The organism is Streptomyces sp. NPDC059582, assembly GCF_042735715.1.
GTDB lineage: Bacteria > Actinomycetota > Actinomycetes > Streptomycetales > Streptomycetaceae > Streptomyces.
Map to the genome: position 1 here is coordinate 1 of NZ_JBHWCC010000011.1, position 23,558 is coordinate 23,558.

The 23,558-nt window shown below is 70.8% G+C and carries 19 protein-coding genes; 8 read left to right on the forward strand and 11 right to left on the reverse strand.

Annotated elements, in window-relative coordinates; all coding sequences use genetic code 11:
* Positions 1 to 39: 39 nt before the first annotated feature.
* The 3 genes from ACFV0T_RS12445 to ACFV0T_RS12455 all read right to left on the reverse strand — a co-directional run bounded on the left by ACFV0T_RS12445 (position 40) and on the right by ACFV0T_RS12455 (position 3,567).
* A complete protein-coding gene (locus tag ACFV0T_RS12445) occupies positions 40 to 1,269 on the reverse strand; it encodes a DUF5667 domain-containing protein (protein ID WP_385777403.1) in 1,230 nt (409 codons plus the stop codon).
* Positions 1,270 to 1,506: 237 nt separating this feature from the next.
* A complete protein-coding gene (locus tag ACFV0T_RS12450) occupies positions 1,507 to 2,310 on the reverse strand; it encodes an ECF subfamily RNA polymerase sigma factor, BldN family (protein ID WP_385777405.1) in 804 nt (267 codons plus the stop codon).
* Positions 2,311 to 2,652: 342 nt separating this feature from the next.
* Entirely contained in the window at positions 2,653 to 3,567 is a 915-nt protein-coding gene (locus ACFV0T_RS12455; RefSeq protein WP_385777407.1) for an HAD family hydrolase, read from the reverse strand.
* A gap of 106 nt (positions 3,568 to 3,673) precedes the next feature.
* Here ACFV0T_RS12455 and ACFV0T_RS12460 point away from each other — a divergent pair, with 106 nt between their 5' ends.
* From ACFV0T_RS12460 to hemB, 6 genes are all read left to right on the forward strand, one after another.
* Positions 3,674 to 3,952, forward strand: a complete 279-nt coding sequence (locus tag ACFV0T_RS12460) for a glutaredoxin family protein (protein WP_385777409.1) — start codon at positions 3,674 to 3,676, stop codon at positions 3,950 to 3,952.
* 280 nt (positions 3,953 to 4,232) lie between these two features.
* On the forward strand, positions 4,233 to 4,997 hold the full coding sequence (locus tag ACFV0T_RS12465) for a redox-sensing transcriptional repressor Rex (RefSeq protein WP_385777411.1): 765 nt from the start codon (positions 4,233 to 4,235) through the stop codon (positions 4,995 to 4,997).
* Entirely contained in the window at positions 4,994 to 6,718 is a 1,725-nt protein-coding gene (locus ACFV0T_RS12470; RefSeq protein ID WP_385777413.1) for a glutamyl-tRNA reductase, read from the forward strand. Before ACFV0T_RS12465 ends, ACFV0T_RS12470 begins: the two co-directional genes overlap by 4 nt.
* Positions 6,715 to 7,710, forward strand: a complete 996-nt coding sequence (gene hemC, locus ACFV0T_RS12475; protein ID WP_385777415.1) for a hydroxymethylbilane synthase — start codon at positions 6,715 to 6,717, stop codon at positions 7,708 to 7,710. Before ACFV0T_RS12470 ends, hemC begins: the two co-directional genes overlap by 4 nt.
* Positions 7,707 to 9,410: a uroporphyrinogen-III synthase gene (locus ACFV0T_RS12480; RefSeq protein ID WP_385777417.1), complete on the forward strand. Its 1,704-nt coding sequence runs from the start codon at positions 7,707 to 7,709 to the stop codon at positions 9,408 to 9,410. Before hemC ends, ACFV0T_RS12480 begins: the two co-directional genes overlap by 4 nt.
* A gap of 190 nt (positions 9,411 to 9,600) precedes the next feature.
* The gene (gene hemB, locus ACFV0T_RS12485) at positions 9,601 to 10,605 is read left to right on the forward strand and encodes a porphobilinogen synthase (protein ID WP_385777419.1); all 1,005 of its coding nucleotides are present in this window, start codon (positions 9,601 to 9,603) and stop codon (positions 10,603 to 10,605) included.
* On the opposite strand, the gene ACFV0T_RS12490 is transcribed toward hemB, so the two are convergent.
* A complete protein-coding gene (locus tag ACFV0T_RS12490; RefSeq protein ID WP_385777421.1) occupies positions 10,602 to 11,312 on the reverse strand; it encodes a DUF4232 domain-containing protein in 711 nt (236 codons plus the stop codon). The genes hemB and ACFV0T_RS12490 overlap by 4 nt on opposite strands.
* 179 nt (positions 11,313 to 11,491) lie before the next feature.
* On the opposite strand from ACFV0T_RS12490, the gene ACFV0T_RS12495 reads away from it, so the two are divergent.
* A complete protein-coding gene (locus tag ACFV0T_RS12495; RefSeq protein ID WP_385777423.1) occupies positions 11,492 to 12,796 on the forward strand; it encodes a helix-turn-helix domain-containing protein in 1,305 nt (434 codons plus the stop codon).
* Here ACFV0T_RS12495 and ACFV0T_RS12500 read toward each other — a convergent pair.
* From ACFV0T_RS12500 to ACFV0T_RS12515, 4 genes are all read right to left on the reverse strand, one after another.
* A complete protein-coding gene (locus ACFV0T_RS12500) occupies positions 12,742 to 12,930 on the reverse strand; it encodes a hypothetical protein (protein ID WP_385777425.1) in 189 nt (62 codons plus the stop codon). The genes ACFV0T_RS12495 and ACFV0T_RS12500 overlap by 55 nt on opposite strands.
* Before the next feature lie 200 nt (positions 12,931 to 13,130).
* Positions 13,131 to 13,916 carry a DUF4253 domain-containing protein gene (locus ACFV0T_RS12505; protein WP_385777427.1) on the reverse strand — a complete coding sequence of 262 codons (786 nt, stop codon included), beginning with the start codon at positions 13,914 to 13,916 and terminating at the stop codon, positions 13,131 to 13,133.
* A gap of 35 nt (positions 13,917 to 13,951) precedes the next feature.
* Positions 13,952 to 14,200 carry a DUF397 domain-containing protein gene (locus tag ACFV0T_RS12510; RefSeq protein ID WP_385777430.1) on the reverse strand — a complete coding sequence of 83 codons (249 nt, stop codon included), beginning with the start codon at positions 14,198 to 14,200 and terminating at the stop codon, positions 13,952 to 13,954.
* Entirely contained in the window at positions 14,197 to 15,024 is an 828-nt protein-coding gene (locus ACFV0T_RS12515) for a Scr1 family TA system antitoxin-like transcriptional regulator (protein WP_385777432.1), read from the reverse strand. The genes ACFV0T_RS12510 and ACFV0T_RS12515 overlap by 4 nt, the downstream gene beginning before the upstream one ends.
* Positions 15,025 to 15,137: 113 nt before the next feature.
* Between ACFV0T_RS12515 and ACFV0T_RS12520 the strand changes: the two genes are divergently transcribed.
* Positions 15,138 to 15,560 (forward strand): ATP-binding protein, encoded by a 423-nt coding sequence (locus ACFV0T_RS12520; RefSeq protein ID WP_385777434.1) that lies wholly within the window; start codon positions 15,138 to 15,140, stop codon positions 15,558 to 15,560.
* Between the two features lie 11 nt (positions 15,561 to 15,571).
* Here ACFV0T_RS12520 and ACFV0T_RS12525 read toward each other — a convergent pair whose 3' ends face one another.
* Genes ACFV0T_RS12525 through ACFV0T_RS12535 form a run of 3 tightly spaced genes read right to left on the reverse strand, consistent with a single transcriptional unit; the run spans position 15,572 to position 23,483 of the window.
* On the reverse strand, positions 15,572 to 16,618 hold the full coding sequence (locus ACFV0T_RS12525) for a hypothetical protein (protein ID WP_385777436.1): 1,047 nt from the start codon (positions 16,616 to 16,618) through the stop codon (positions 15,572 to 15,574).
* Positions 16,615 to 17,931, reverse strand: coding sequence for a hypothetical protein (locus ACFV0T_RS12530; protein WP_385777438.1), 1,317 nt, complete (start codon positions 17,929 to 17,931; stop codon positions 16,615 to 16,617). The genes ACFV0T_RS12525 and ACFV0T_RS12530 overlap by 4 nt, the downstream gene beginning before the upstream one ends.
* Before the next feature lie 5 nt (positions 17,932 to 17,936).
* Positions 17,937 to 23,483, reverse strand: coding sequence for a tetratricopeptide repeat protein (locus tag ACFV0T_RS12535; protein WP_385777440.1), 5,547 nt, complete (start codon positions 23,481 to 23,483; stop codon positions 17,937 to 17,939).
* Positions 23,484 to 23,558 lie beyond the last annotated feature (75 nt).

Below are 23,558 nucleotides of genomic sequence, written 5' to 3' on the forward strand. Positions count from 1 at the left end.
TTCCCGAGAAGGGCGCCCCCATCGCCGTACCGCGTCCGCCTAGTCGGCGTCCTCGCTGTCGATGCCCAGGCCGGGCAGCAGGCCCGGGAGCAGCGGCGGGAGGGTGACGTCCGGCTCGCCGGTCGACGGGCTCGTCGACGGTGACGCGCTGCCGGTGTCCTTGGGCGGGTCGAGCAGGCCGCCGGTGCTGCCGCCGAGCAGTCCGTCGCCCTCGCCGCCGGTGCCGGCCGACTTGCTGGGGCTGCCGGTGTGAGAGTGCCCGGTGCCGGTGGTGCCGTCGCCGGCGCTGGGCGTGCTCGACCGGTCGGAACCGGACGAGCCGGTGGATGCCGGGCCCGAGCCCTGCCGTTCGCCTCCGCCGGTGCGGGCCGGGGGCTGTGGGAGCAGGGACTGGAGCGGGGCGACCTCCTCGTCTATGGCGTCGAACATCGAAGAGACCTGGTCACTGACATCGCCGAGCTGGAGCGGGAGCTGCTCGCGCAGCGTGCCCCAGGCCTCACGGTGGGAGCGGGAGAAGGTGGAGAGTGCCTGGATGGGTCCCAGGGACTCCGGGTCGCGCTCGTAGGCCGCGTGCAGCAGCCGGTGGCCCTCGGTCGCGTCGTGCTGCATGCCGGACAGGGCGCGCCGGACCTCGCCGAGGGACTCGTGGTCGAGGTGTCCGCCGCGGCCGCGATCCATCAGCCGACGGGCCTCGCTCAGCCTGGTCGAGGCCTGGTCGAGATAGGAACGGCCGCGTTCGTCGTCCCCGTCGGACAGGTGGTTGAGCTTGAAGTCCTCGATGCCGCGTTTGAGGCCGTAGAGCGAGTCGCCGGGCAGCGCGTCGGAGCTGGCGGCGGCGACACCGCCGAAGGCTCCGGCCGCGACGCCGACGCTCAGTCCGCCCGCGGTGAGGCCCTTGGCCAGCCGGGAGCGTGGCCGGAACTTGCTCAGTGTGGTCGCCCGGTGGGCGCCCCGGGACCGGGAACGCTGCTCGGGCACCGAAGTGTCCGTCGCCCCTGCGCCCAGTGTGCCCTCCTGGAGCATGGCCTCCATCGCGGCCACCAGTTGGGCCCGCTGGACGACCTTGACCTCGGGGTCGAGCTCCGGTTTGGGCAGCGTGCCGAGACCGGTGGCGAGGGTCAGCAGCTGACCCTGCTCGGTCTGTTCCGCAGCAGCCGGGGACGGAGTCGGTCCTTCGGGCTGCTCGGCCGCCGTGCCCAGGTCGGACAGCTCCTCCAGGGCCTGGGCGAAGGCGTTCGCCCGCCGGTGCGCCGATACGTTCGCGATCACTGGCGGCACCTCCTCTCGTCATGACGGTCGGCTCCCCAGGGGGTCCTGAGGGTCGCACGCCCTGACCTCGTCCACGCGATCGGGTGATCGAAGTCGGCCAGGGTGTGACCACAGGGAGCCTGCATCCCGCACAACGAGCGGCGTGGCACTTGGGTTACGGACGACGGATGATCGGATCGTGAAGTCAACGGTCTTTCACTGAACGTGAGTTGGTGATTGCTGACGGTGTGTGTCGGTTCAGCGGGCGTCGTCCGGGAGGAGCCGGGCGAGGGTGCGGACGGCGCGGTACTGGAGGGTCTTGATGGCGCCCTCGTTCTTGCCCATCACGCGGGCGGTCTCGGCGACGGAGAGGCCCTGGAGGAAGCGGAGTGTCACGCACTCCTGCTGCTGGGGGTTGAGCCTGCGCACGGCGTCGAGGAGGGCGGCGTTGGAGAGTGACTCCAGGACGGAGTCCTCGGGGGAGCGCTCGACCTCGTTGGCGTCGAGCATCTCGCCGGTGGTCACCTCGAGCCGGAAGCGGCTCGACTTGAAGTGGTCGGCGACCAGGTTGCGGGCGATGGTGACCAGCCAGGCGCCGAAGTCGCGGCCCTGCCAGGTGAACGTCCCGATGCGGCGCAGGGCGCGCAGGAACGTCTCGCTGGTGAGGTCCTCGGCGGTCGCCTTGCCGCCCACCCGGTAGTAGATGTAGCGGTACACGGTGTCGCTGTACTGGTCGTAGAGCCGGCCGAACGCCTCGGCCTCACCGGCCTGGGCACGCTCGACCAGGTCCATCATGCGGGCGCTGTCGCTGTCGGCGGCGGGGCGGCGTGCGGTGCCGGCACCGGAGCCCGTCGAGCGTCCCCGTCTGCCGACCGCGGCGGTGCCGTCGGCCAGTGCGTAGCACGGGCCGACGGGGATGGCGGCGGCGAAGGCGGGGACGGCGTACGAGGTGGGGACGACGGACGCGGTGGGGACGAAGTCGCGCAACAGATCTTTGACCGTAGCGACCGTTGCGCGCAGCGTAGCCAGGCCCGAGGCGTCAACCCCGACGTGTGGGTACACGGGACTCCCAGAGGCAGAGCTTCCATCACGTGCAGTGCGGGACCGTTCACCCGTCGTAGCGACGGAGGGGTACCGGTTTGCGTCTGAGGAGAATAACGCTTCGTGCAGGCACTGCTACACCCAGTTGCTCAAATCATCGATTACGTCGCTTCTGTAACCGATTGGCGCCTGATCAAGTGCCGCATAGTGAAAGGTTGTTGATCGGAAAGCTTCGGGTTGGGGGTGGGTCCGGGCGTGTTGTGGCCGGGTCCGTAAACCCGGTGACCGAGGGCCGGGCGCGACGCCGGACGGGGGGTGCCTGAACTTCAGGCACCCCCCGTCCATGTCCGCGTGGCGGCTTCCCTATCGGCGCCTGCGGTGCAGGGCGATCGCCGCCGCCGTACCCCCCGCGACCGCGCCCACGCCCGCCGCCGCCGGGATGCCGACCTTGGCCGCCTTGCGGCCGGTGCGGTAGTCGCGCAGGCGCCAGTCGAGGGTCCGGGCGTGTCGGCGGAGCTTGGTGTCGGGGTTGATGGCGTAGGGGTGGCCGACCAGGGAGAGCATCGGGATGTCGTTGTGGGAGTCGCTGTAGGCGGCGCAGCGGGCGAGGTCGAGGCCCTCCGCGGCGGCCAGGGCGCGGACCGCCTCGGCCTTCGCCGGGCCGTGCAGCGGCTCGCCGACCAGCTTGCCGGTGTAGACGCCGTCGACGGACTCCGCGACCGTGCCCAGCGCGCCGGTGAGGCCCAGGCGGCGGGCGATCACCTGGGCGATCTCGACGGGGGCCGCGGTGACCAGCCACACCCGCTGGCCCGCGTCCAGATGGGCCTGGGCGAGGGCGCGGGTGCCGGGCCAGATGCGCTCGGCCATGTACTCGTCGTAGATCTCCTCGCCGATCGACATGAGCTCGGAGACGCGGTGGCCCTTGACGATCGACAGGGCTGAGTCGCGGGCGTCCTGCATGTGCTCCGGGTCCTCGACGCCGGCCAGCCGGAACCACGCCTGCTGCCAGGCGAACTTCGCGAGGTCACGGGTCTCGAAGAACTTCCGTTTGTACAGACCTCGTCCGAAGTGGAAGAGGGCGGCGCCCTGCATCACGGTGTTGTCGAGGTCGAAGAACGCGGCGGCCTTCTCGTCGCCGAGCACCGGGAATTCGGGTTCCTGGTCGGAGACCTCCGACGGTGACGACTTGCGCGCCGCCTCCGCCGAGGCCTCGCCTGCCAACACGCTCCGCGCCGTGGCGGAGCGCCTACGGGGAGTGAGCCATCCGAGAGCGGCCATGGCGTGAGCATAGCCAGTCTGTTCGGTGGTTCCGGAGTCGAGAGGTTTGAAGGGTGTGAACTCTCCGCGACCGAGCAGTTAAAGAACTGACCGCGAGGGCGCGAGAATGGACGGCATGAGTCCCATCTTTCGGCGCAAGTCCCCGCAGGAGCGTGTGGTCACCCTCATCCGCAAGCCGGGGTGTCACCTGTGTGATGACGCACAGCTGGTGATCGAGAAGGTCTGCGGCGATCTGGGCGTGTCCTGGGAGGGGAAGGACATCACCCAGGACGCCCGGCTCCATGAGCAGTACTGGGAGCAGATTCCCGTCGTCCTCGTGGACGGCAGGCAGCACACCTTCTGGCGCGTGGACGAGCAGCGGTTGCGCAAAGCACTGACCGACTAGTCCAAGTGGCGGGGAAAGTCGCTTAGGATCGACGGCGACTTGGTCTCGGGGGCGGGATTCGTGAGGAGAGTGTGCGGTTTTGCCCCCGGTAAAGAAGGAACGGTGGTGTCTGTGCGCCGGTTCCCCACGTCTGCGGCGGGGGTGCGTGACCCCGGTCACGTTGGACGGGCAAATCGGACACCATCTTTGTGCACGCGTTCACAAAGACATAGCCTTCTGTCGACGGGGCGGTCTGGGTACGTGTGACCGCCTACAGCCCCGCTCTACCCGCAGGAGCACCGTGGCAACTGGCCGAACTCACCGACCGGCGACCCGTAGCCGAGGGATTCCCGAGGCCACCGTCGCCAGGCTTCCGCTGTACCTCCGCGCGCTGACCGCACTGTCGGAGCGCTCGGTACCCACGGTCTCCTCCGAGGAGCTCGCGGCCGCGGCGGGGGTCAACTCCGCGAAGCTGCGCAAGGACTTCTCCTACCTGGGCTCGTACGGAACGCGCGGTGTGGGCTACGACGTCGAGTATCTCGTCTACCAGATCTCCCGCGAACTGGGGCTGACCCAGGACTGGCCGGTTGTGATCGTCGGTATCGGTAACCTCGGCGCCGCTCTGGCCAATTACGGCGGGTTCGCCTCCCGTGGTTTCCGGGTCGCGTCGCTCATCGACGCCGATCCGGCAATGGCCGGAAAGCCCGTCGCGGGGATTCCCGTCCAGCACACGGACGAGCTGGAAAAGATCATCAAGGACAACGGCGTGTCGATCGGCGTGATCGCGACGCCCGCCGGTGCCGCCCAGCAGGTCTGCGACCGGCTCGTGGCCGCCGGGGTCACCTCCATCCTGAACTTCGCGCCGACCGTGCTGACCGTGCCGGACGGCGTCGACGTGCGTAAGGTCGACCTCTCCATCGAGCTGCAGATCCTCGCTTTCCACGAGCAGCGCAAGGCCGGTGAGGAGGCCGCGGCCGGCGACGGCGCCGCCCCGGCCGCCGCCGCCCGCAAGGAATCCACCGAACAGGGACCCGACGGGGACGTTCCCGCCGTGATGCCGGCATGAGTCTCCTCGTCGTGGGACTGAGCCACCGCAGCGCTCCGGTCAGCCTGCTGGAGCGGGCCTCGCTGCCGGCGGACGCCCAGGTCAAGCTGCTCCAGGACACGGTCGCCGCCGAGCCGGCCGCCGAGGCCGCCCTGCTCGCCACCTGCAACCGCATCGAGCTGTACGCCGACGTGGACAAGTTCCACGCCGGTGTCGCCGAGCTGTCCACACTGCTCGCCCAGCACAGCGGGGTCGGGCTCGACGAGCTCACCCCGTATCTCTACGTGCACTATGAGGACCGGGCCGTCCACCAGCTGTTCTCGGTGGCCTGCGGGCTGGACTCCATGGTCGTCGGCGAGGGCCAGATCCTCGGGCAGATCAAGGACTCCCTCGCCAAGGCGCAGGAGCTGCACTCCGCCGGACGCCTGGTGAACGACCTGTTCCAGCAGTCCCTGCGGGTCGGCAAGCGCGCCCACTCCGAGACCGGTATCGACCGCGCCGGACAGTCCCTGGTCACCTTCGGCCTGGAACAGCTGGCCGGGGGCGCCGACGTCCGCACCTGGGCCCGGGGCAAGAAGGCCCTGGTGATCGGCGCCGGCTCGATGTCCTCGCTCGCCGCGGCCACGCTCGCGCGTGCCGGGATCGGCGAGATCGTGATCGCCAACCGCACCGCCGACCGTGCCGAGCGCCTCGCCCAGATCCTCACCGAGGGCGACGACACGGACGTGCTGGCCCGCGCGGTACCGATGGACGCGGTGCCGGCCGAGCTGACACGTGCCGATGTCGTCGTGTCCTGCACCGGCGCGACCGGACTGGTCCTCACGGCGGAGGCCGTCGCCGCCGCGGTGCGGGGCCGTGCCGGGCAGCCGGTGGCGGAGCCGGCCGACACCGATGCCGGTACCCACGGTGCCGACGCTCGTACGGACGTACGAATGCTGCCGCCCACCTCCGTCGGCGTCGACGAGAACTGCCCGCTCGACGTGGCCGCCGCGCAGTCCGGCTTCTCCGTGATGGGCGAGGCGGCCGTCGCCGGGATGGACGCGGCGACGCTGGAGCAGCACGCGGCCTGGGTCGACAACGGCACCGTCGACCGCCGCGAGGCCCCGCGCAGCGCGCCCGAGGCCGACGCCGAGCTGATCACCGCGCTCGCCGCGGCCGCCGCCAGCGTCGGCCGCGTTCCCGAGCGCCGCAGGCCCGAGCCGGTCGCCGAGGCGCCGCGCCCCGAGCCGGCCCTTTTCCTGCTCGACCTCGCGATGCCCCGCGACATCGACGCCGCCGTGCACCGGCTGGCCGGGGTGCGCCTGGTGGACATCGAGTCGCTCGCCGAGGCCTCCGCGGACGCGCCGATGGCGGCCGACGTGGACCAGGTCCGGCGTATCGTCTCCGACGAGGTCGCGGCCTTCGGGGCAGCCCAGCGGGCCGCGCACATCACGCCCACCGTGGTCGCCCTGCGCACCATGGCCGCCGATGTCGTCGCGAACGAGATCGCGCGGCTCGACGGGCGGCTGCCCGGCCTCGACGACAAGCAGCGCGGCGAGATCACCCAGACCGTGCGGCGCGTCGTGGACAAGCTGCTGCACGCACCGACCGTACGGGTCAAGCAGCTCGCGGCCGAGCCCGGCGGTGCCGGGTACGCCGACGCGCTGCGGACCCTGTTCGACCTCGACCCCGAGACGGTGGCCTCCGTCTCCCGGGCCGAGGACAGCACCGAGAAGAACGCCAAGAACCGAGGGCCAGCATGAGTCAGAAGGCACTGAGGCTGGGGACCAGGCGAAGCAAACTCGCCATGGCCCAGTCCGGGCAGGTGGCGGACGCCGTGAGCCAGGTGACCGGACGGCCCGTCGAGCTCGTCGAGATCACCACGTACGGCGACACCTCCCGTGAGCACCTCGCGCAGATCGGCGGCACGGGGGTCTTCGTGACCGCCCTGCGGGACGCCGTCATGCGCGGCGAGGTCGACTTCGCGGTCCACTCGCTGAAGGACCTGCCCACCGCGCAGCCCGAGGAGCTGGCGCTGGCCGCCGTCCCGGTGCGGGAGGACCCGCGTGACGTGATCGTCGCCCGGGACGCCCTGAAGTTCACCGACCTGCCCCGCGGGGCCCGGATCGGTACCGGCTCGCCGCGCCGCATGGCGCAGCTGAACGCCTACGCGCGCAGCCACGGACTGGACATCGAGCCGGTGCCGATCCGCGGGAACGTCGACACGCGGATCGGGTTCGTGCGGGACGGTGAGCTGGACGCGGTCGTGCTGGCCGCCGCCGGCCTGAACCGCATCGGCCGCAGCGAGGAAGTGACCGACTTCCTGTCGGTCGACACGGTTTTGCCCGCCCCCGGCCAAGGGGCCCTGGCGATCGAGTGCGCCGCGGACGACGCGGACCTCATCGCGGCGCTCGGCGAGCTCGACGACCCGTTCACGCGGGTCGCCGTGACCGCCGAACGGTCACTGCTCGCCGCCCTGGAGGCCGGCTGCAGCGCCCCTGTGGGCGCGCTGGCCGACCTTCCCCCACTCTCGGCTCCGCTCGAGCGGGGGCGCCCCCAGGCCGACGGGCAGATTGTCAAGGAAATGCGCCTGCGGGGCGTCGTCGGCACGACCGACGGCACCCGGATGGTGCAGCTGTCCACCACCGGTCCCGTGCCCGAGACACACGACGGGGCAATGGCGCTCGGTCGCGAACTCGCCGCCGAGATGCTCGCCCAGGGCGCGGCCGGTCTGATGGGGGAGCAAGCACAGTGAGCCCCACCACCTTTCCCACCGGTCCGGAACACGGGCACGTCACCTTCCTCGGTGCCGGACCCGGGGATCCGGGACTACTGACCCTGCGCGCCGTCGAGGCGCTGGCGAACGCGGACGTCCTCGTCGCCGAGTGCGAGGTGCTCGACGTCGTACGCACGCACGCCAGACCCGGTGTCGCCATCGTGAACACGGAAACGGATTCCTCTTCGGAACCGCTTCCGGGCACAGGCACGCCTCAGCTAACGGTTGTTGACGGCGCGTCAACAACCGCTGGCGGCCCCGCCGTGCGGGATGCCGCACATCTTGTCATGGAGGCCGCGCGGGGCGGCAGGCGGGTCGTACGTGCGGTGTCCGGGGACCCCGGACTTGATACGTACGCCACCGCCGAAATGCTCGCCTGCGCCGCCGCGGGGGTTCCCTTCGAGGTCGTCCCGGGTGTCGCGGCCGTCGTGGGCGTGCCCGCGTACGCCGGGGTGCCGCTGCGGGACGCGCAGGGCGCGGACGTACGGTTCGTCGACGCGCGCTCCGCGTCCGACCGGTGCTGGACCGAGGTCGGGGCGTCGGACGGGACCGTCGTGGTGTCGACGACCCTGGACTCGGTGGCCGCCGCGGCAGGTGAACTGGTGTCCGCGGGCCGCAAGCCCGATACGCCGATGACGGTGACGGTCGGCGGTACGACCACCCGGCAGCGGACCTGGACGGCGACCCTCGGCACGATCGCGCAGACGCTGAAGCAGGCGAAGGTGCTGCCGTCCCCGGACGGCGGCCGGCCGGTGATAGCCGTGGTCGGTGAGCGTTCCGCCCCGGCCCAGCGCGACCAGCTGGCGTGGTTCGAGTCCAAGCCGCTGTTCGGCTGGAAGGTGCTCGTGCCTCGCACCAGGGAGCAGGCGGCGTCGCTCTCCGACCAGTTGCGGTCCTACGGCGCGGTGCCGCACGAGGTCCCGACGATCGCCGTCGAGCCGCCGCGCACGCCCCAGCAGATGGAGCGGGCCGTCAAGGGGCTCGTGACCGGACGGTACGAGTGGATCGCCTTCACCTCGGTGAACGCGGTCAAGGCCGTGCGGGAGAAGTTCGAGGAGTACGGGCTCGACGCACGGGCCTTCGCCGGGATCAAGGTCGCCGCGGTGGGCGAGCAGACCGCGAAGGCGCTGATCGCGTTCGGCGTGAAGCCTGACCTCGTGCCCAGCGGCGAGCAGTCGGCCGCGGGCCTGCTGGAGGACTGGCCGCCCTACGACCCCGTCTTCGACCCGATCGACCGGGTGTTCCTGCCCCGCGCCGACATCGCCACCGAGACGCTCGTCGCCGGGCTCATCGAGCTCGGCTGGGAGGTCGACGACGTCACGGCGTACCGGACCGTGCGGGCGTCGCCGCCGCCGGCGGACACACGGGAGGCGATCAAGGGGGGTGGCTTCGACGCCGTTCTCTTCACGTCGTCCTCCACCGTGCGCAACCTGGTGGGGATCGCCGGGAAGCCGCACAACGTCACCGTGATCGCGTGCATCGGCCCGGCGACGGCCAAGACCGCGGAGGAGCACGGGCTGCGGGTCGACGTCATGGCTCCGGAGCCGTCCGTGCACAAGCTGGCGGAGGCGCTGGCGGACTTCGGTCTGCGGCGGCGGGCTGCCGCGCTGGAGGCGGGGGACCCTGTGACCCGCCCCAGCGAGCGCCGGCCGGGGTCGCGCCGCCGACGCACGACCTGAGCGTAGTGGGGGGGGTGACGGTCCCTGGGGGCCGCCGCCCCCGGACCGCCGCTCCGGCGTGAACGGCCTGGTCCTCGAACGCCGGACGGGCCGGGCGCTGCCGGGGTGGCCGCCGCGCCGACATCGAGTCGGTGGCCGCGCCGACATTGAGTCGGTAAAGGTGGTTCTGGGGCGGGCGTAGCGTGGTGGTATGACGAAGTACGGATCCTTTCCCGGTACGCGTCCGCGTCGGCTGCGCACCACGCCCGCCATGCGACGCATGGTCGCCGAGACCCGACTGCACCCCGCCGACTTCATCCTCCCCGCGTTCGTGCGCGAGGGCGTGAGCGAGCCGGTGCCGATCGTGTCGATGCCCGGTGTCGTCCAACACACCCGCGACAGCCTGAAGAAGGCCGCGCTGGAGGCGGTGGAGGCCGGGATCTCCGGGATCATGCTCTTCGGGGTGCCCGAGGAGTCGAAGAAGGACGCGCTCGGGACGCCGGGGACCGACCCGGACGGGATTCTCCAGGTCGCCCTGCGCGATGTGCGGGCCGAGGTCGGGGACGACCTGCTGGTGATGTCCGACCTGTGCCTGGACGAGACCACCGATCACGGGCACTGCGGTGTCCTCGACGAGCAGGGCCGGGTCGACAACGACGCCACGCTGGAGCGGTACGCCGAGATGGCCCAGGTCCATGCCGACGCGGGCGCCCATGTGGTCGGGCCCAGCGGGATGATGGACGGCCAGATCGGTGTCATCCGTGACGCGCTCGACCAGATCGGGCGCGAGGACGTGGCGATCCTCGCCTACACCGCCAAGTACGCGTCCGCCTTCTACGGTCCCTTCCGGGAGGCCGTCGGCTCGTCCCTGCAGGGCGACCGCAAGACCTACCAGCAGGACCCGGCGAACACCCGTGAGTCCCTGCGGGAGTTGACCCTCGACCTGGAGGAGGGCGCCGACATGGTGATGGTCAAGCCGGCCGGTCCCTATCTCGACATCCTGGCCCGGGTCGCCGACGCCGTGGACGTGCCGGTCGCGGCCTACCAGATCTCCGGCGAGTACGCGATGATCGAGGCCGCCGCCGAGCGGGGCTGGATCGAGCGGGACCGGGCGATCCTGGAGTCGCTGACCGGCATCAAGCGGGCCGGGGCGCGGAACATCCTCACGTACTGGGCCACCGAGGTGGCCCAGAAGCTCCGCCAGGACGCCTTCTAGTAGTTGATCGCGTCGGCCATCTCCCGCTGCCAGTACGTGACCGTCAGCGCGCTGTCGTAGTACACGCCCTTCGCGGGGAGCGACGGCGTCGCGGAGGCGCCGCCGCTGCTGTTGGGCGTCATGCCCTGGAAGGCGATCGTCAGCTTGTGGCCGGTCGTGCCGCCCTGGCCGCTGCCGTCGGCGGCCGAGAGCAGCACGCCCGCGTAGCCGGACTCGCCGGGCGCCAGGGTGGTCACCGCCTGCGGCTGGGTCTCCTCGGCCGCCTGCGGCACCCACTGCATCTCGTCGAAGCGGAGCACGGGGTAGTAGGTCAGGTCGCAGGTCCTGCTGCCGGTGTTCTTGACCGTGATCAGCATGTGGTTGAGGGGGCGGGGGACCGGCTGCGCGGTGACCTTCGTGTTGGAGCCGTTGCAGAGCACGCGGGTGGCGCCGGAGGCGCCGCCCGGCTTCGAGTCTGACCCGGTGGACCCGGTGGACCCGGTGGACCCGGTGGACCCGGTGGACCCGGTGGACCCGGAGGAAGCGGTCGGCTTCTCGGACGAAGGCGTCGGCGTCGGCGACTGCTTCGGTGTCGTGGCCGCCGTCGCCGTGGTCTGCTGCTGCGCGCCCTCGTCCTTCGTCCCCGTTCCGTCCTCGCATGCCGTGAGGGCGAGGGCGGCGAGGGCGAGTCCGGTGGCGGCGAGCAGGCGGGTACGTCGGGTGCGCATGGCTGGTCCTCTTCCGAGAAGGGGTGGCGTGCTTGGATGTCCACAGCCTGTGGGGTGATCCGTCCCGCCCGCCACGACCGGCGGACGATCAGGGATGCTGGAACGCTCACACGGGGTTTGACCTGGGGAAACGATCCCTCCCTGGAACGCGGGGACGGGACACGGGGGACGGAGGAACGGTGTCGGAGGGGACGGCGGGCGAGGAGTTCGCAGAGCTGTTGCGGGAGTTGAAGGAGCGTTCCGGGCTGAGTTACGGGGTGCTCGGCAAGAGACTCCACATGAGTACGTCGACCCTGCACCGCTACTGCAACGGCGATGCTGTACCGACCGACTACGCCCCCGTGGAACGGCTCGCCCGGCTCTGCAAGGCGTCACCCGAAGAACTCGTCGAGCTGCACCGGCGGTGGGTGCTGGCCGACGCGCTGCGGGGGCGGAAGGCGGAGCCGGCGGTCGAGCCGGTAGCGGAACCGGTGGTGGAGTCATCGGCTGAGCCGGCGGTCGAGCCGGCGGTCGAGCCGGTGGCCGGTGCGTCGGCCGCGGTGGTGGGTGAATCGGGGTCGGTCCGTCGTCGGCGTACGCGTACCGCTGTCGTCGCGGGGCTCGTCGTCGCCGTGCTCGGTGCCGTCACGCTGGCCGTGCAGCTCTCCTCCGGCGGCTCCGGCAATTCCGACGACGCGGGCCGGGGCCGCCCGGCGGGAGCCGCGTCGGCGCAGGGCGCAGGCGGTGCGCGCGCCACGCGGACCCCGGACGACGGCGCCTCGACGACGGCCTCCCCGTCCGTGTCCACCTCCGGCTCCGGTAGCGGCTCACCTTCCGCCCACGCCTCGGCCCCGGACTCGGCTTCTGCCGCCGGAGGCAGTGACACCGCCGCCGGCGTCGCGCCGCTGACGGTCGCCGTCAGCCCGTACACCTGGGAGAGCCCCTGCACCCAGCACTATCTGATCGACCGGGCGCCGGGCGGGGTGGCGCCGCCGCCGCTGGAGTCGGACGCGACCGCCTGGGCGGCCGCGCACCGGGCCGTGTCGTCGGGGGAGCAGTTCGTCACGCTGACCGTGCAGGGCACCGGGCGGGAGACGGTGGTCGTGGACAGCCTGACGGTCCGTACGGCCAAGCGGTCGCCCCTCGCGTGGAACGACTACGCCATGGGCTATCCGGGCGTCGGCTGCGGCGGCGGGGTGCCGACCCGGTCCTTCACCGTGGCCCTCGATGCCGCGCGCCCGGCCGTCGTGCCCGAGGCGGGGAACAGGGACTTCCCGTACAAGGTGAGCGAGTCCGATCCGGAGGTCTACTACATCAAGGCCGACGCCTCCGCGTACGACGTGAGCTGGTACCTGGAGCTGGCCTGGTCCAGCGGCGACCGGCACGGCACGCTCCGGATCGACGACCACGGCAGGCAGTTCCGCACGAGCGGCAACAACGGACGGCCCGCCTACGAGTTCCCGCTCGGCGGCTCCGCGTGGGTCGAGGCCGGGACGACCTTGTAGGCGGAGGACGACGAGGGCAGGCTCCCGCCCGGCGGTCCCTCGTCGCGCAGGCCCTCACCGCTCCGGCACGACGAGAGGGCGAGCGCGGCGAGGACGGTCAGCGAGGCGGCGAGAAGACGGACGCGTGCGGACATGGGGGCCTTCCAGGTGGGAGCGGAGGTCTGCCTGAACCGGCTGTGGACACAGCCTGGGCCGTCGCTCCACCTGGACGCCACGCCTACGGCGGTTTTCGGGACGCCGGGACGCGGACCATGCCCGCGACCTGCGAGAACGATGCCTCCCTGGGACGGAGAACGGGACGCTGGCGCCCTCCGTCAAGGCCGGGAGCCGGCTCTCAGTCCCACCAGAAGGACCACGTCTCCGCTCCGACCAGACGCTTCGCGTAGTCGCGCGTGGCCTCATCGCCGTCCTGCGCGATGGTGTCCGGGCAGAACGCGAAGTGCTCCGCCGTCACCGCCTCGGCCTCGGCCTGGGTGGTGGGCGGCGCGGCGACGGACACCACCAGACGGTCGAAACCGAGGGCCACGACCCGTATGCCGAAGCGGTCCTCCCAGGAGCGCAGGACCGCGCAGTAGACGGCGACGTCCTCCTCGTAGTTCAAGGGGCCGGTCCAGCCGATGGCCGCCGGTATGTCCGCGCTGCGACGGGCCGGCACCAGGGCCAGATGCGGTTCCCTGAGCGAAGTCCGCTCCTCGGCCAGGGAGTCGGCGACCTCGGCGGCCCGGGTGTCAGGGTCGGCCGTGCGGGTGAGGGGCGCGGACAGGCCGGGCCACTCGTCCCCCGCCGCCGCGTACTCGTCCCAGAAGTCGGCGAGCACCTCCTCGGCGTCGTGGTCCCCGGGATACGACGTCTCCCCGGGCGTCAACTCCCAGTCCTGCGGCCCGCCCTGGCCGTCGCCGAGGTCCAGCAGAACCGGCAGGAGCCCGGCGCGACCCGCGCGCACGCCCAATGCCGTCCAGTTGCCCGCGGACGCGGTCTGCTCCGCGTACCACAGCAACGGCTCGTGCCACGGACCCTCGTCCGTCGCGTCGATCAGTCTCCCGAGCGGGAGTTGGAGCCCGAGCGAGCGACCGCTCGGGTCGGCCGCCAGCGTGGGCAGCGGGTTGGGAAGTGTCGCCATGCCGCCGACTGTAGGGGCAGGCACTGACAGCGGGGCTAACCGGTGACGAAGGCGGTGAACACCGTCCAGGTGGCGGCGGCGACCGCGAGGGTGGGACCACCGTCCTCGGGGTTCTTGGAGTCACGGATGTGGACGGTGTGGGGGCAGGCGGCGACCTCGACGCACTGGCCGCCCTCGCTGCCGCTGTAGCTGGACTTGCGCCAGGCGTAGGCGACTTCGAGGCACTGGCCGCCCTCGTCGCCGCTGTAGGTCGACTTGAACCACTGAAGCGCTTCGGCGTTCATTGCTCTCCTACCAGGCGGTCGAGCAGGCCCATGGAGTCATGGGTGGTCAGGGCCTGAGTCCGCAGCATCGCATACTTGCGCGCCAGGATGGACACCTCGTCCGGGTCGGAGACCCACTGGCTGCCGCGCTGCGATTCGGTGTACGCGAGGTGCTGGTGATCCGGGGTCTCGAGGAGGGTGAAGGGGCCGTCCAGTCCGGCGTGGTGCGGGCTGCCGAGAGGCAGGAACTGGAGGGCCAGGCCCGGAAGTTCCGCGATCGCGCGCAGGTGACGCAACTGCTCCCCGCGCATCTCCGGTGTACCGATCTCCAGGCGTAGCGCCGCCTCCCACACGATAAAGCTGAGTGTCGGTGGGATCCTGCGGTGCAGGATCTCCTGGCGTTCCACGCGGGCTGCTGTACGGGTCTCCACCTCGTCGTCGTTGTACGACGGGACCCGTTCGCGCAGCACCGTCCGCGCGTACGCCTCGGTCTGGAGGACGCCGGGCACCACCACGATGTCGTACCACGACAGCGCAATGGCCTCCCGCTCGTGCTGGACGTACAGCTCCGCCCACATCGGAAACTGATCGATCTCCGGCAGGTTCGCCACCCCCGCCGCCAACATCCCTTTCGTCCCCAGGACTTCGTCCAGCAGCTCCGCCAGGTCCGGCTTCAGCGGCCGTCGGCCCTGCTCGATCGACGCGACCGTCTCCTCGTCGAGCATCAGCCGCTCCCCGAGTTCCCGTTGCGTCAGGCCCGCCGACCGCCGGGCCGTGCCGAGCTGGACGCCGAGCATCTTCGTGGCCGAGAAGTTCTTCTTCCGCGGAAACTTCCTGGAGTTCATGCTGGTCCGACTCCCCACGCCTGCCCGTACACGACCCCGCGGGAACCCGTACAAAAATTCCGTACGGGTTCACTCAGTGCTCCACGGTAGTGACTCTCCGCGACCATCGTCCCGTGAACGAGACGATCCAACTTCCGCCTCTGCGGGAGAAGTTCTTCCGGCGTGAGCGTCGGTCGGTGCCCGCTGCCAGGCGGTTCGCGTACGAGGTGCTGGAGGGCTGGGGGCTCGCCGGTACCGACGTCGGGGACGACGCGCTGCTGTGCGTGAGCGAGCTGGCGACGAACGCGCTGCTGCACGGGGTGCCGCCCGGGCGCCACTTCCTGGTGTTCCTGCGCTACGACGGGCACGTGCTGCGGGTGGAGGTGCACGACAGCGGGCCGGGCGTGCCGCGTGTCGCGGCCGGACGGGACGGGGGCGGGCGGGACGAGGGCGGGCGGGGGCTCTTGCTCGTCGCGGCGCTGTCCGACAAGTGGGGCGTACGAGAACGGGAGCTCGGCAAGGTGGTGTGGTGCGAGTTCGCGTGGCCGAAGGGGTGACGGGACGCGGGTCAGCGGGAGCGCTCCGCCAGGGTCAAGAGGAGGTGGGCGGATTCCGGATGGTAGATGTCGGAGTGGGCGCCGGATGGATGGATGCGGGTACGAATACTGCCCCGGTAGAGCCAGTCCGCGTTGACGTTGACGAGGCGATGGTCCAGGACCTGCTGTGGATAGACGGAGTCGGTCGGGAGCAGCCGGGTGGAGAACTGAGGGATCGGGGCCGCACCGGCGCCGGAGTGGCCGATTCCAGGCGCTTTTTCGGCGCGCAGGTGCCAGTAGCCGGCGGCCCGGTCCCAGCGAGAGTGGGTGAGGGCGATCGGGCCGCGGAGCGGAGCGCCAGGGTGTGCGGCCGTCGGGAACAGGCTGTCGAAGCTGGTGGTGAAAACGTCGCGCGGGGCAGCCATCTGAAAGATCAGCATGCTGTCCACGGTGAAGGGGCGCCGCGGGTCGTGCGGGGTGCTCCAGCCGAGGACTGGCGGGCGCTCCGCTGCTCGCTGTATCGCCTCGCACAGGAAGCGACCGCCGAAGGAGTGGCCGATCAACTGCAGATACTTGCCGCTTCGGCCCGCGAGGACCGCAGGTCCCTTGGGATCACCCCGCTCACCGTCCAGATAGCCCAACAAGTGCCCGATGACATAGGGCGCGTGCCCCTTGCCCTGTGCGCTCATTGCGTGCGCTCGGTCCTTGATCCTCCGGTACCCGCTGAACGATCGTCGGCTGGCCGACGGCCACCGCACGACGACGCACCACGGGCGGTATCCGCCTTTCAGGCCCGGGTAACGGTCGGGCGCAGCCGCGTACAGATCCACTGCCTGGCTCAGCAGCCGTACGGCCCGCCGTGGCGCTGCATCGGGCGGGGTCCGCCAGCCGTGGACGTACACGTGGATGTCGGTCGCCCAGTCGGGAAGGGGCAGCTGCCGTGCCAGCTGTTCGGCGACCCGGCCGACGGGCACCGGCGTTCCGCCACCCGGAACGGTCAGGCGTCCCTGCTCGTCGAGGTCGACTTCGGCGGGTGGGGCCAGCGTCGGTGTCGGCGCGCGCTTTCGGTGCCTGATCATGATGCGAGGTCCAACCGGTTGTTGATACCGCAGTTCAAGGAGTAGGCGAGGGCGAGCGGGTTGTGGAAATCCCGTGCGAAGTGCCGCACCAGCCACTGGCCTATCTCGCCCACGGTGTGTCTGCCGCTCAAATAGCGGTCGAGGAACGCGTGCGCGTACTCGGTCGCGAACACCTGGGGGATCTCGATCTGCGGCGCGAGGACCCCGTCCGCTCCCAAGGCGATCAGTTCCTGTCCTAGGTGCTTCAGTCGTCCCGGAGCCGCCGCCTGAGCCGAGTGGCAGGCGTTCAGCAGCACGAAGGGCTTGAAGCGGGCCTGGGCGCTGTATGCGTAGGAGCGCCGTTTGCGCTGTACCACGGGGCCGTCGATGTTCTCGGTGTCGGAGAGCCGGATGGTCAGACACTGGCTCGATGCACCAGTGCTCACGAAGTGGCCGTGGCACCAGAAATACATGACGTCCTCGTGCAGCACGGAACGCGACAGGGCGTCCAGAAGTTCGCTTCCCTGGGTGCGGACGGTCAGCAGGGAGCGTTCCTCCAGGAGCTTGTGCACCTCGTGCGCCCGGCCCACGTGGTCGAGGGCCGTGTCCTTGTTGAGGCTGGTGGTCGCCAGCTGGCGTCGGCCCAGCGGGGCATGGTCCCAGGGATAACCGGTGTCGGCTTGCTCGACCTGGTGCCGGTGACCGAGGAACGCCTCCCACGGACTCGCGCACCGCGCAGGATCCACGGCGAGCATGGGCCAGGGCAACTGCCACTCCGACTCGAAGCTGATCCGTAAGGGTCGCTCGCCGTTGAGCGTGCTCATCAGGAACTCGCGGAAGCGGCCCAGGGCGTAGTCCGGCCCATCGAGCAGCACATGGAGCAGATCGAAACCCTCGTCAGCCAACCGCGCTACCAACGGGTCGGTCAGCGCGGACAGTTCGGTCAGATCGACGGCCTCCGATAGGAGGTAGGCGCCCACCCGCTGCCCATACCCGGAGTCGGTGCCGGTGGCTGTGACCGTATCGGTGTTCTGGTGGTGGACCACCTGGTCGCGCCAGATGGCCCGCAACCGGTCGGCACGATCCAGCAGTTCCTCGGGGGACACCGCCAGCGTGGCCTGGTGCCACGGTCTCGCACCAGCACCAGCTTCCTGTGCGCCCTGGAGCGTGGCGAGGGCTTTGAGTTCGTCCAGGCCGGACCGGTACAGCTTGACCCGTAGTTCGGCAGGTGGGCCGTCTGCGGGGGCGGTCGGCGTACCGTCCCACTGGGGCGGCACACCCGTGAATCCGTGGGAGGGGTCTCGGAGCACCTCCACGGCGAGGTTTTGCGTCATGCGGGTCAGTCCTCCCCGGAACCGTGCGGAGCGTGCTCGTTCTGGTTTGGCGAGCCCGTTACCCTGACCGTCGTCCGAAGGTCCTGCAACACCAGTCCGGACGCATGGTCGTACAGCGTGAAGCGGATGTCGTGTTCCCCCGGCTCGTGCGCGGTCAGTGTGAAGCGCGCCGGGGCACCGTCGGGGTCGTACTCCGCCAGGGCCGGTTCCACCGAGGCGGCCGTCCGGCAGGACGGGACCACCATGACGAGGGCCGGCGTGGCCCCGGTGGCACCCTCCTCCCGGACCAGGGCGACCTCGACGGGCGCCGGGCGGCCGACCGTCGGCTCGTCGTCCGTCAGCAGCGAAACCCGGGCCCGCCAGGCCGGTCGCGCCGTGCGCAGCCGCCAACGGAGTTCCTCCGTCTCTGGATGATCCGGCCCGAAGACCTGTTCCCAGCGGGCGATCAGTTCCTCGTGGGACGGTGCGGAGTCCGGGTCGCCGGCCTCCAGAGCCGCGAAGGCCAGCGCGGCGAGGCTCTCCAGGGTGAGCGGATGGTCGGGGCCGAACGTGCGGGCCCGGCCCTCGTGCACGGCCTTCAGCAGATCCGCCGCCGTACCGTGATCGCCCGCGTGGGAGAGGTGGTCGGCGAGCTGGACGGCGAGGGTGGGACGGAAGGCGCCAGTACTGCGGGCGAAGATCTCGACGATCACGCCCAGGCGCACGATTTCGTCCGGATCCTCGGCGCCCGCGTGAGCTGCCTTCCGATGGACGAGGGCGATGGCTTCGGGTGTCTCGGGCAGGGGCAGGTTCCGGGCCGTCAGCAGGGCTTGGGAACCGAGGAGCTCAGTCATGACCTCCAGGGCTTTTCGAGGCCGGCCCGCCTGCGACTGGGCGTGGGCCAGGAACGGCAGATGGCGCAGCGTCTGACGATGGCGGGCGCCGAAGAGGCGCTTGCAGTCCTCGACCAAGTCCAGGGCCAGGCGCACCGCGGTGTCGGCGGGCCCGGTGTCCGCCGTAGTCCAGGCCAGATCACCGCGGGCCCAGAGTGTCATCCAGTGCGCCTCGGGCAGAGCCGTCTCGCAGCGCTTGAGGAGGTCTTCGAGGACCAGCACCGCTTGTCGCGGATCGCCCCCCTCCCGGTAGGCGGACGCCAGGGCGAGACGGCAGCGCAGGGAGGCGGGGTGGTCCGGGCCGTGCTCCCGGTCGCTGTCCTCGACCAAGGCCAGGAGTTCCCGCACGGCTCGCACCCGGTCGCCGACCAGACGCAGGGACCAGGACACTCGCCTGCGCGCGCTGAAGGTGGCGCCATGATCGGCGCCCTGCACCCGGAGGCGGTCCGCCACGAGCGCCTCACGCATGGGCAGGGTCCGGGCGAGATGGCCCGCCTGCTCGTGCGCCTCGGCGAGTCGCCCGCGTTCGGTGAGGGTCTTGACGTCGTCCGGTCCCAGCAGGCGGGTGACGTCCTCCACCAGTCGGGTGGCGGCTTCCACCGCTCGCGTGGCTGTCGCGGGGCTCAGCAGGGCTTCGACGACCTCCCCGCGCAGCGCGAGGGTGTCGGCATGGTCGGCGCCGAGCACCCGTTCGTGGTCGCGCAGCAACACGTCCAGGTCGCGCAGGGCTCCGACGCGGTCGTCCGCCCAGTCGCGCCAGCGGACCACGTTGCGCCGCTTCTGGAGGACCTGGCGATGGTCGGCGCCCTGAACGCGCGTGCTGTCGTCCACCAGCGCCAGGCCGACGGCGATGGCCTCTTCGTAGTCGTGGCGCTCGGAGAGAGCGAACGTCAGCAGGGACCTCGCCGCGAGGGTCTCACTGTGTTCCGGACCGTGGACCCGTGCGCAGTCCTCCACCAGCGCCTCGTATCCGACCATGGCTCGCTGGTAATCGCCGGACTGCCGCCACGCGTTCGCGAGCTGCATACGGGCGTTCAGCAGGGAGAGGTGGTCCCGGTCATACCTCCGGGCGTAGTCGGTCAGCAGCTGATCGCCCAGTTCCGCGGCGCGGACGTGGTCACCGGCCGCGTTGAGTCCCGCCACCACGTCGTAGCGCAGGGAAAGCACGGAGGGATGATCGGGACCGTCGATGCGACGACGTTCGTCGAGTGCGGAGTGCAGCGTGCGCAGCGACGAACGGTGCCGGCCGGCCGTCCGCTGGGCCATTGCCAGATTCCGCCACGAGTTCAGGGTGCTCGGATGGGTGGCCCCCGACTTTCGGGTCCGGGTCGCGATGGCCTCTTCGTACAGCGTGACGGCCCGGTCGTGCTGACCGTCCGCCGAACAGGCGTAAGCCAGGTTCTCCAGCGTGATCAGAGTCTCCGGCGCGTCAGCGCCCATCAGCAGGCGCCGCTCCCGGAGAAGGTCGGTGAATCCGTCGATCGCGCCTTTGTGGTCGCCGTCACCCAGTTGGGCCAGCACTAGACGGTTGCGCTCGTCGAGCGTGCCTGCAGCCTGAGGGCCCAGGATGCGGGTGCGGTCCTCGACCAGTTCCTGGTAGGCCGTGATCGCCCGCTTGGAATCTCCCGCAGATCGCAACACCCACGCTCGCCAGCTCCTGGCGTTCAGTGTGTCCGGATGGTCCGGTCCCTGAATCCGGGAGCGGTCGGTGATCAGCGCGTCGAGCAGTGCGCCGGCCTGGTCATACCGGCCGGCCGCACGGTGGGAGATCGCTGTCCACAGCCGTACCGCGAGGGTCTTGGGGTGGTCGGGTCCGTGGATCCGTTCGTAGTCCGCGGCCAAGAGCTTGTAGAGCTCCACGGCCTGTGTGTGCCGTCCCTCCTCGGCGTACACCCGGGCGAGGTCGAGTCGGACACCGAGGACCTGGGGGTTCTCGGGGCCCAGGAGACGCTGCATGTCCCGGTGCAGCGTCTCGAACTGCTGGACCGCGCGGGTGTGGCTGCCGTTCTGCTGGAGGGTGTGAGCCAGTGCCGCGCGGGTGGCGAAGACCCGGGGATGCTCGGCACCCAGGATTTTGCAGCGATCCCGCAGGACGGCCTCGAGTAGCTCGATCGTGGCCGGGAAGTCGGAGGCCGCGCGATGGGCGTAGGCCAGTTCGGCTCGAGCGGCGAGTGTCGCCGGGTGCTGGGCGCCCTGCACCCGCGTCCGGTCCGTGACCAGCGCCCGACGCTCGCCGATGGACCGCGCGTGATCCCCCGCCAGCTGCCATGTGTAGGCCAGCGAGCCCCGAGCACGCAGGGTGTCGGGATGGTCCTTGTCTCTGACCCGGGTGCAGTCGGCGACCACCGACTCGAACCCTTCGGCCGCTCGTGCGTAGTCCGACCGGTTGCGGTGCGACTCCGCGATGCCGCTGCGGTATTCGAGGGTGGCGGGATGGTCCGGCCCCTGAGCCCGTGCGCTGTCTCGTGCGAGTGCTTCGAACTCCCGCAGCGCCGCGTCCGGGCCCTGCGCGCCGGACAACGCCCAGCCCAGGTCCTGGCGGCTGCGCAGGGTGTCCGGATGATCCGCTCCCTGCACCCGTGTCCGATCGGCGACCACCTCCCGGAACAGGGCGAGCGCCGTGCGCGGGTCGCCCGCGGTCCGGTGGGCGGAGGCCAGCCAGCCGCGGCTCGTCAGCGTGTCAGGGTGGTCCGGACCGTGCTCGCGCCGCCGGTCCGCGACAGCCTGCTCATACAGGGTTAGCGCGGTGCGGTGGTCGCCGGCGCTCAGGTGCGCGTATGCCAGGTTGGTCCGACTGGCGAGCGTGTCCGTGTGCTCCGCGCCCAGGACCCGCTCGCGGTCCGCGACGACCGCCCGGAATTCGTCGACGGCGGCTTGGTAGCGGCCTGCTGTCTGGAGCGCGTAGGCCAGGTTGTTGCGGCTCATGAGCGTGTCCGGGTGCTCCTCGCCTTGGACCCGGACGCGGTCGGCTACCACGGCCCTCAGCTCCCCCACGGCGCGGATAGCGTCCCCCGCCTTGCGGTGCGCGTACGCCAGACGGTCCCGGGCAGCGAGCGTCTGTATGGCCTCCTGCCCATGGGCCTGGGCGCGGTCGAGATAGACGTCCTGGCACAGTTTGACTGCGCGAGCCGGGTCACCCGCTTTGGCGTGCAGTTCCGCCAGGCGGTCACGATCGTCGAGCGTGGTGTCGTGGTCCTCGCCGAACAGCCGCCTGCTGCCGTCGACGGCTAGGGACATCAACGGGATCGCCAGTACGTGCTGTTCCCGCTCGACCAGCTCGGCGGCACCGCGCCGGTACATCTCGACTGCCGCCCCGTCCGGTTCGGCGGACGGACCGGTCCCCGCGAGGGCCTGGATGTGCACCAGCCTCTGCCGCACGCGCTCGGCGGATGTTCCGAGAAGGTCGGCGGCCAGCGCGGCTTCGGCCAGGTCGCGGGCCTCGGGCACCTCGGGTGGATCGGCCTGCTGGAGGGTCTGCCGGACGAGCCGGTGCAGGGTCGGACCCTCGGGGCCGGCTGTGACGAGGTGGTAAGCGGCCAGCGCGGCGAGCGAGTGCTCGACGTCCTGGACCCGGAGGCGCGATCCCAAGCGGTCCAGTACCTCACGCGGTACCGCCTCGGGGGCGTACCAGGCCAGGGTGTGGAGGAGGGAGACGGCAGACGGATGGTCGGCTCGGATCGAGTTCAGGCTGGTCTGCCAGATGCGGGCGATGGTTCGGTCTGAGGGGCCTGAGTCATCGGTCGGTTCGGTGCCGGGCTGGAGGGCCAGCTCGGCCCGGTAGGCGGCGAAGTCGGTGCCGGTCTCGCGTAGATAGGCGCCCGCCTGGGCGAGAGCCAAGGGCAGACGTCCGAGGTCAACCGCGAGCAGGGCTGCGGGCGAGAGGGCGGGGGAGAGGACAGAATCGGAGGAGGGGCCGGAGACTTGCCCGGACGACGCGGTGGCGACGCCCCGTTCGGATGTCTCGGTCAGCAGGCTGACTGCGTCCCCGTGGCCGAGTAAGTTCAGGCTGACCAGGGAGGCATCTGCGGGCCAGCCGGTGCCGCACCGGCTTGTGACCAGCTGGTGGCCGTGACCAGACAACCGTCCCAGAGACGGTGTCAGTTCCTCGGGCCGTTCCACGTTGTCGTATACGAGCAACCAGTTGGCGTGGTTCTCCAGCCAGGTCAGAGCCCACTCGGTGCGTTCTCTGGCGGTGGCCTCCCGGGCCCACGACGGGTACAGGCAAAGGGCGAGGCCGCCGAAACCGGAGGCAATCTGCTCCTCGGTCTCGGCGACGATCCACCAGACGAGCCGATAGCCGGCCAGCCTGGAGTGCGCGTACCGCAGCGCTAGGGCGGTCTTGCCGATTCCGCCCAGGTTGTTCACCGTGGTCGTCTGGGTGACGACCCCGCCGCCGGAGCGTAAGGATCTGTCCAGCCGCTCCAGGTCCTGGCCACGACCCACGAAGGGCTGCGGGGGCAGAGCGGGCAGGTTGTGCAGAGGAGAGGCGAGGGTGGTCCGCACGGCGGCGGCCTTCGCCTCGGAGGACAGGACCGTCGTGTGACTTTCTGTGTGGGGGTTCCCACCTGGGTGGGAACCCCCGACGTCCTGCTCCGGGACCGTCGGGTCGCTTTGCAGGACAGTGCTCTCGGTCCCGAGGACGGTGGTTTCCGCGGCTCGCGACTCCTCGACGATGATCATGACCCCCCGTGGTGACCATCCGCATTGTGGCGATTGGTCAACTCTAACGGCGGGCCATTGAGTTGTCAGGAAGTC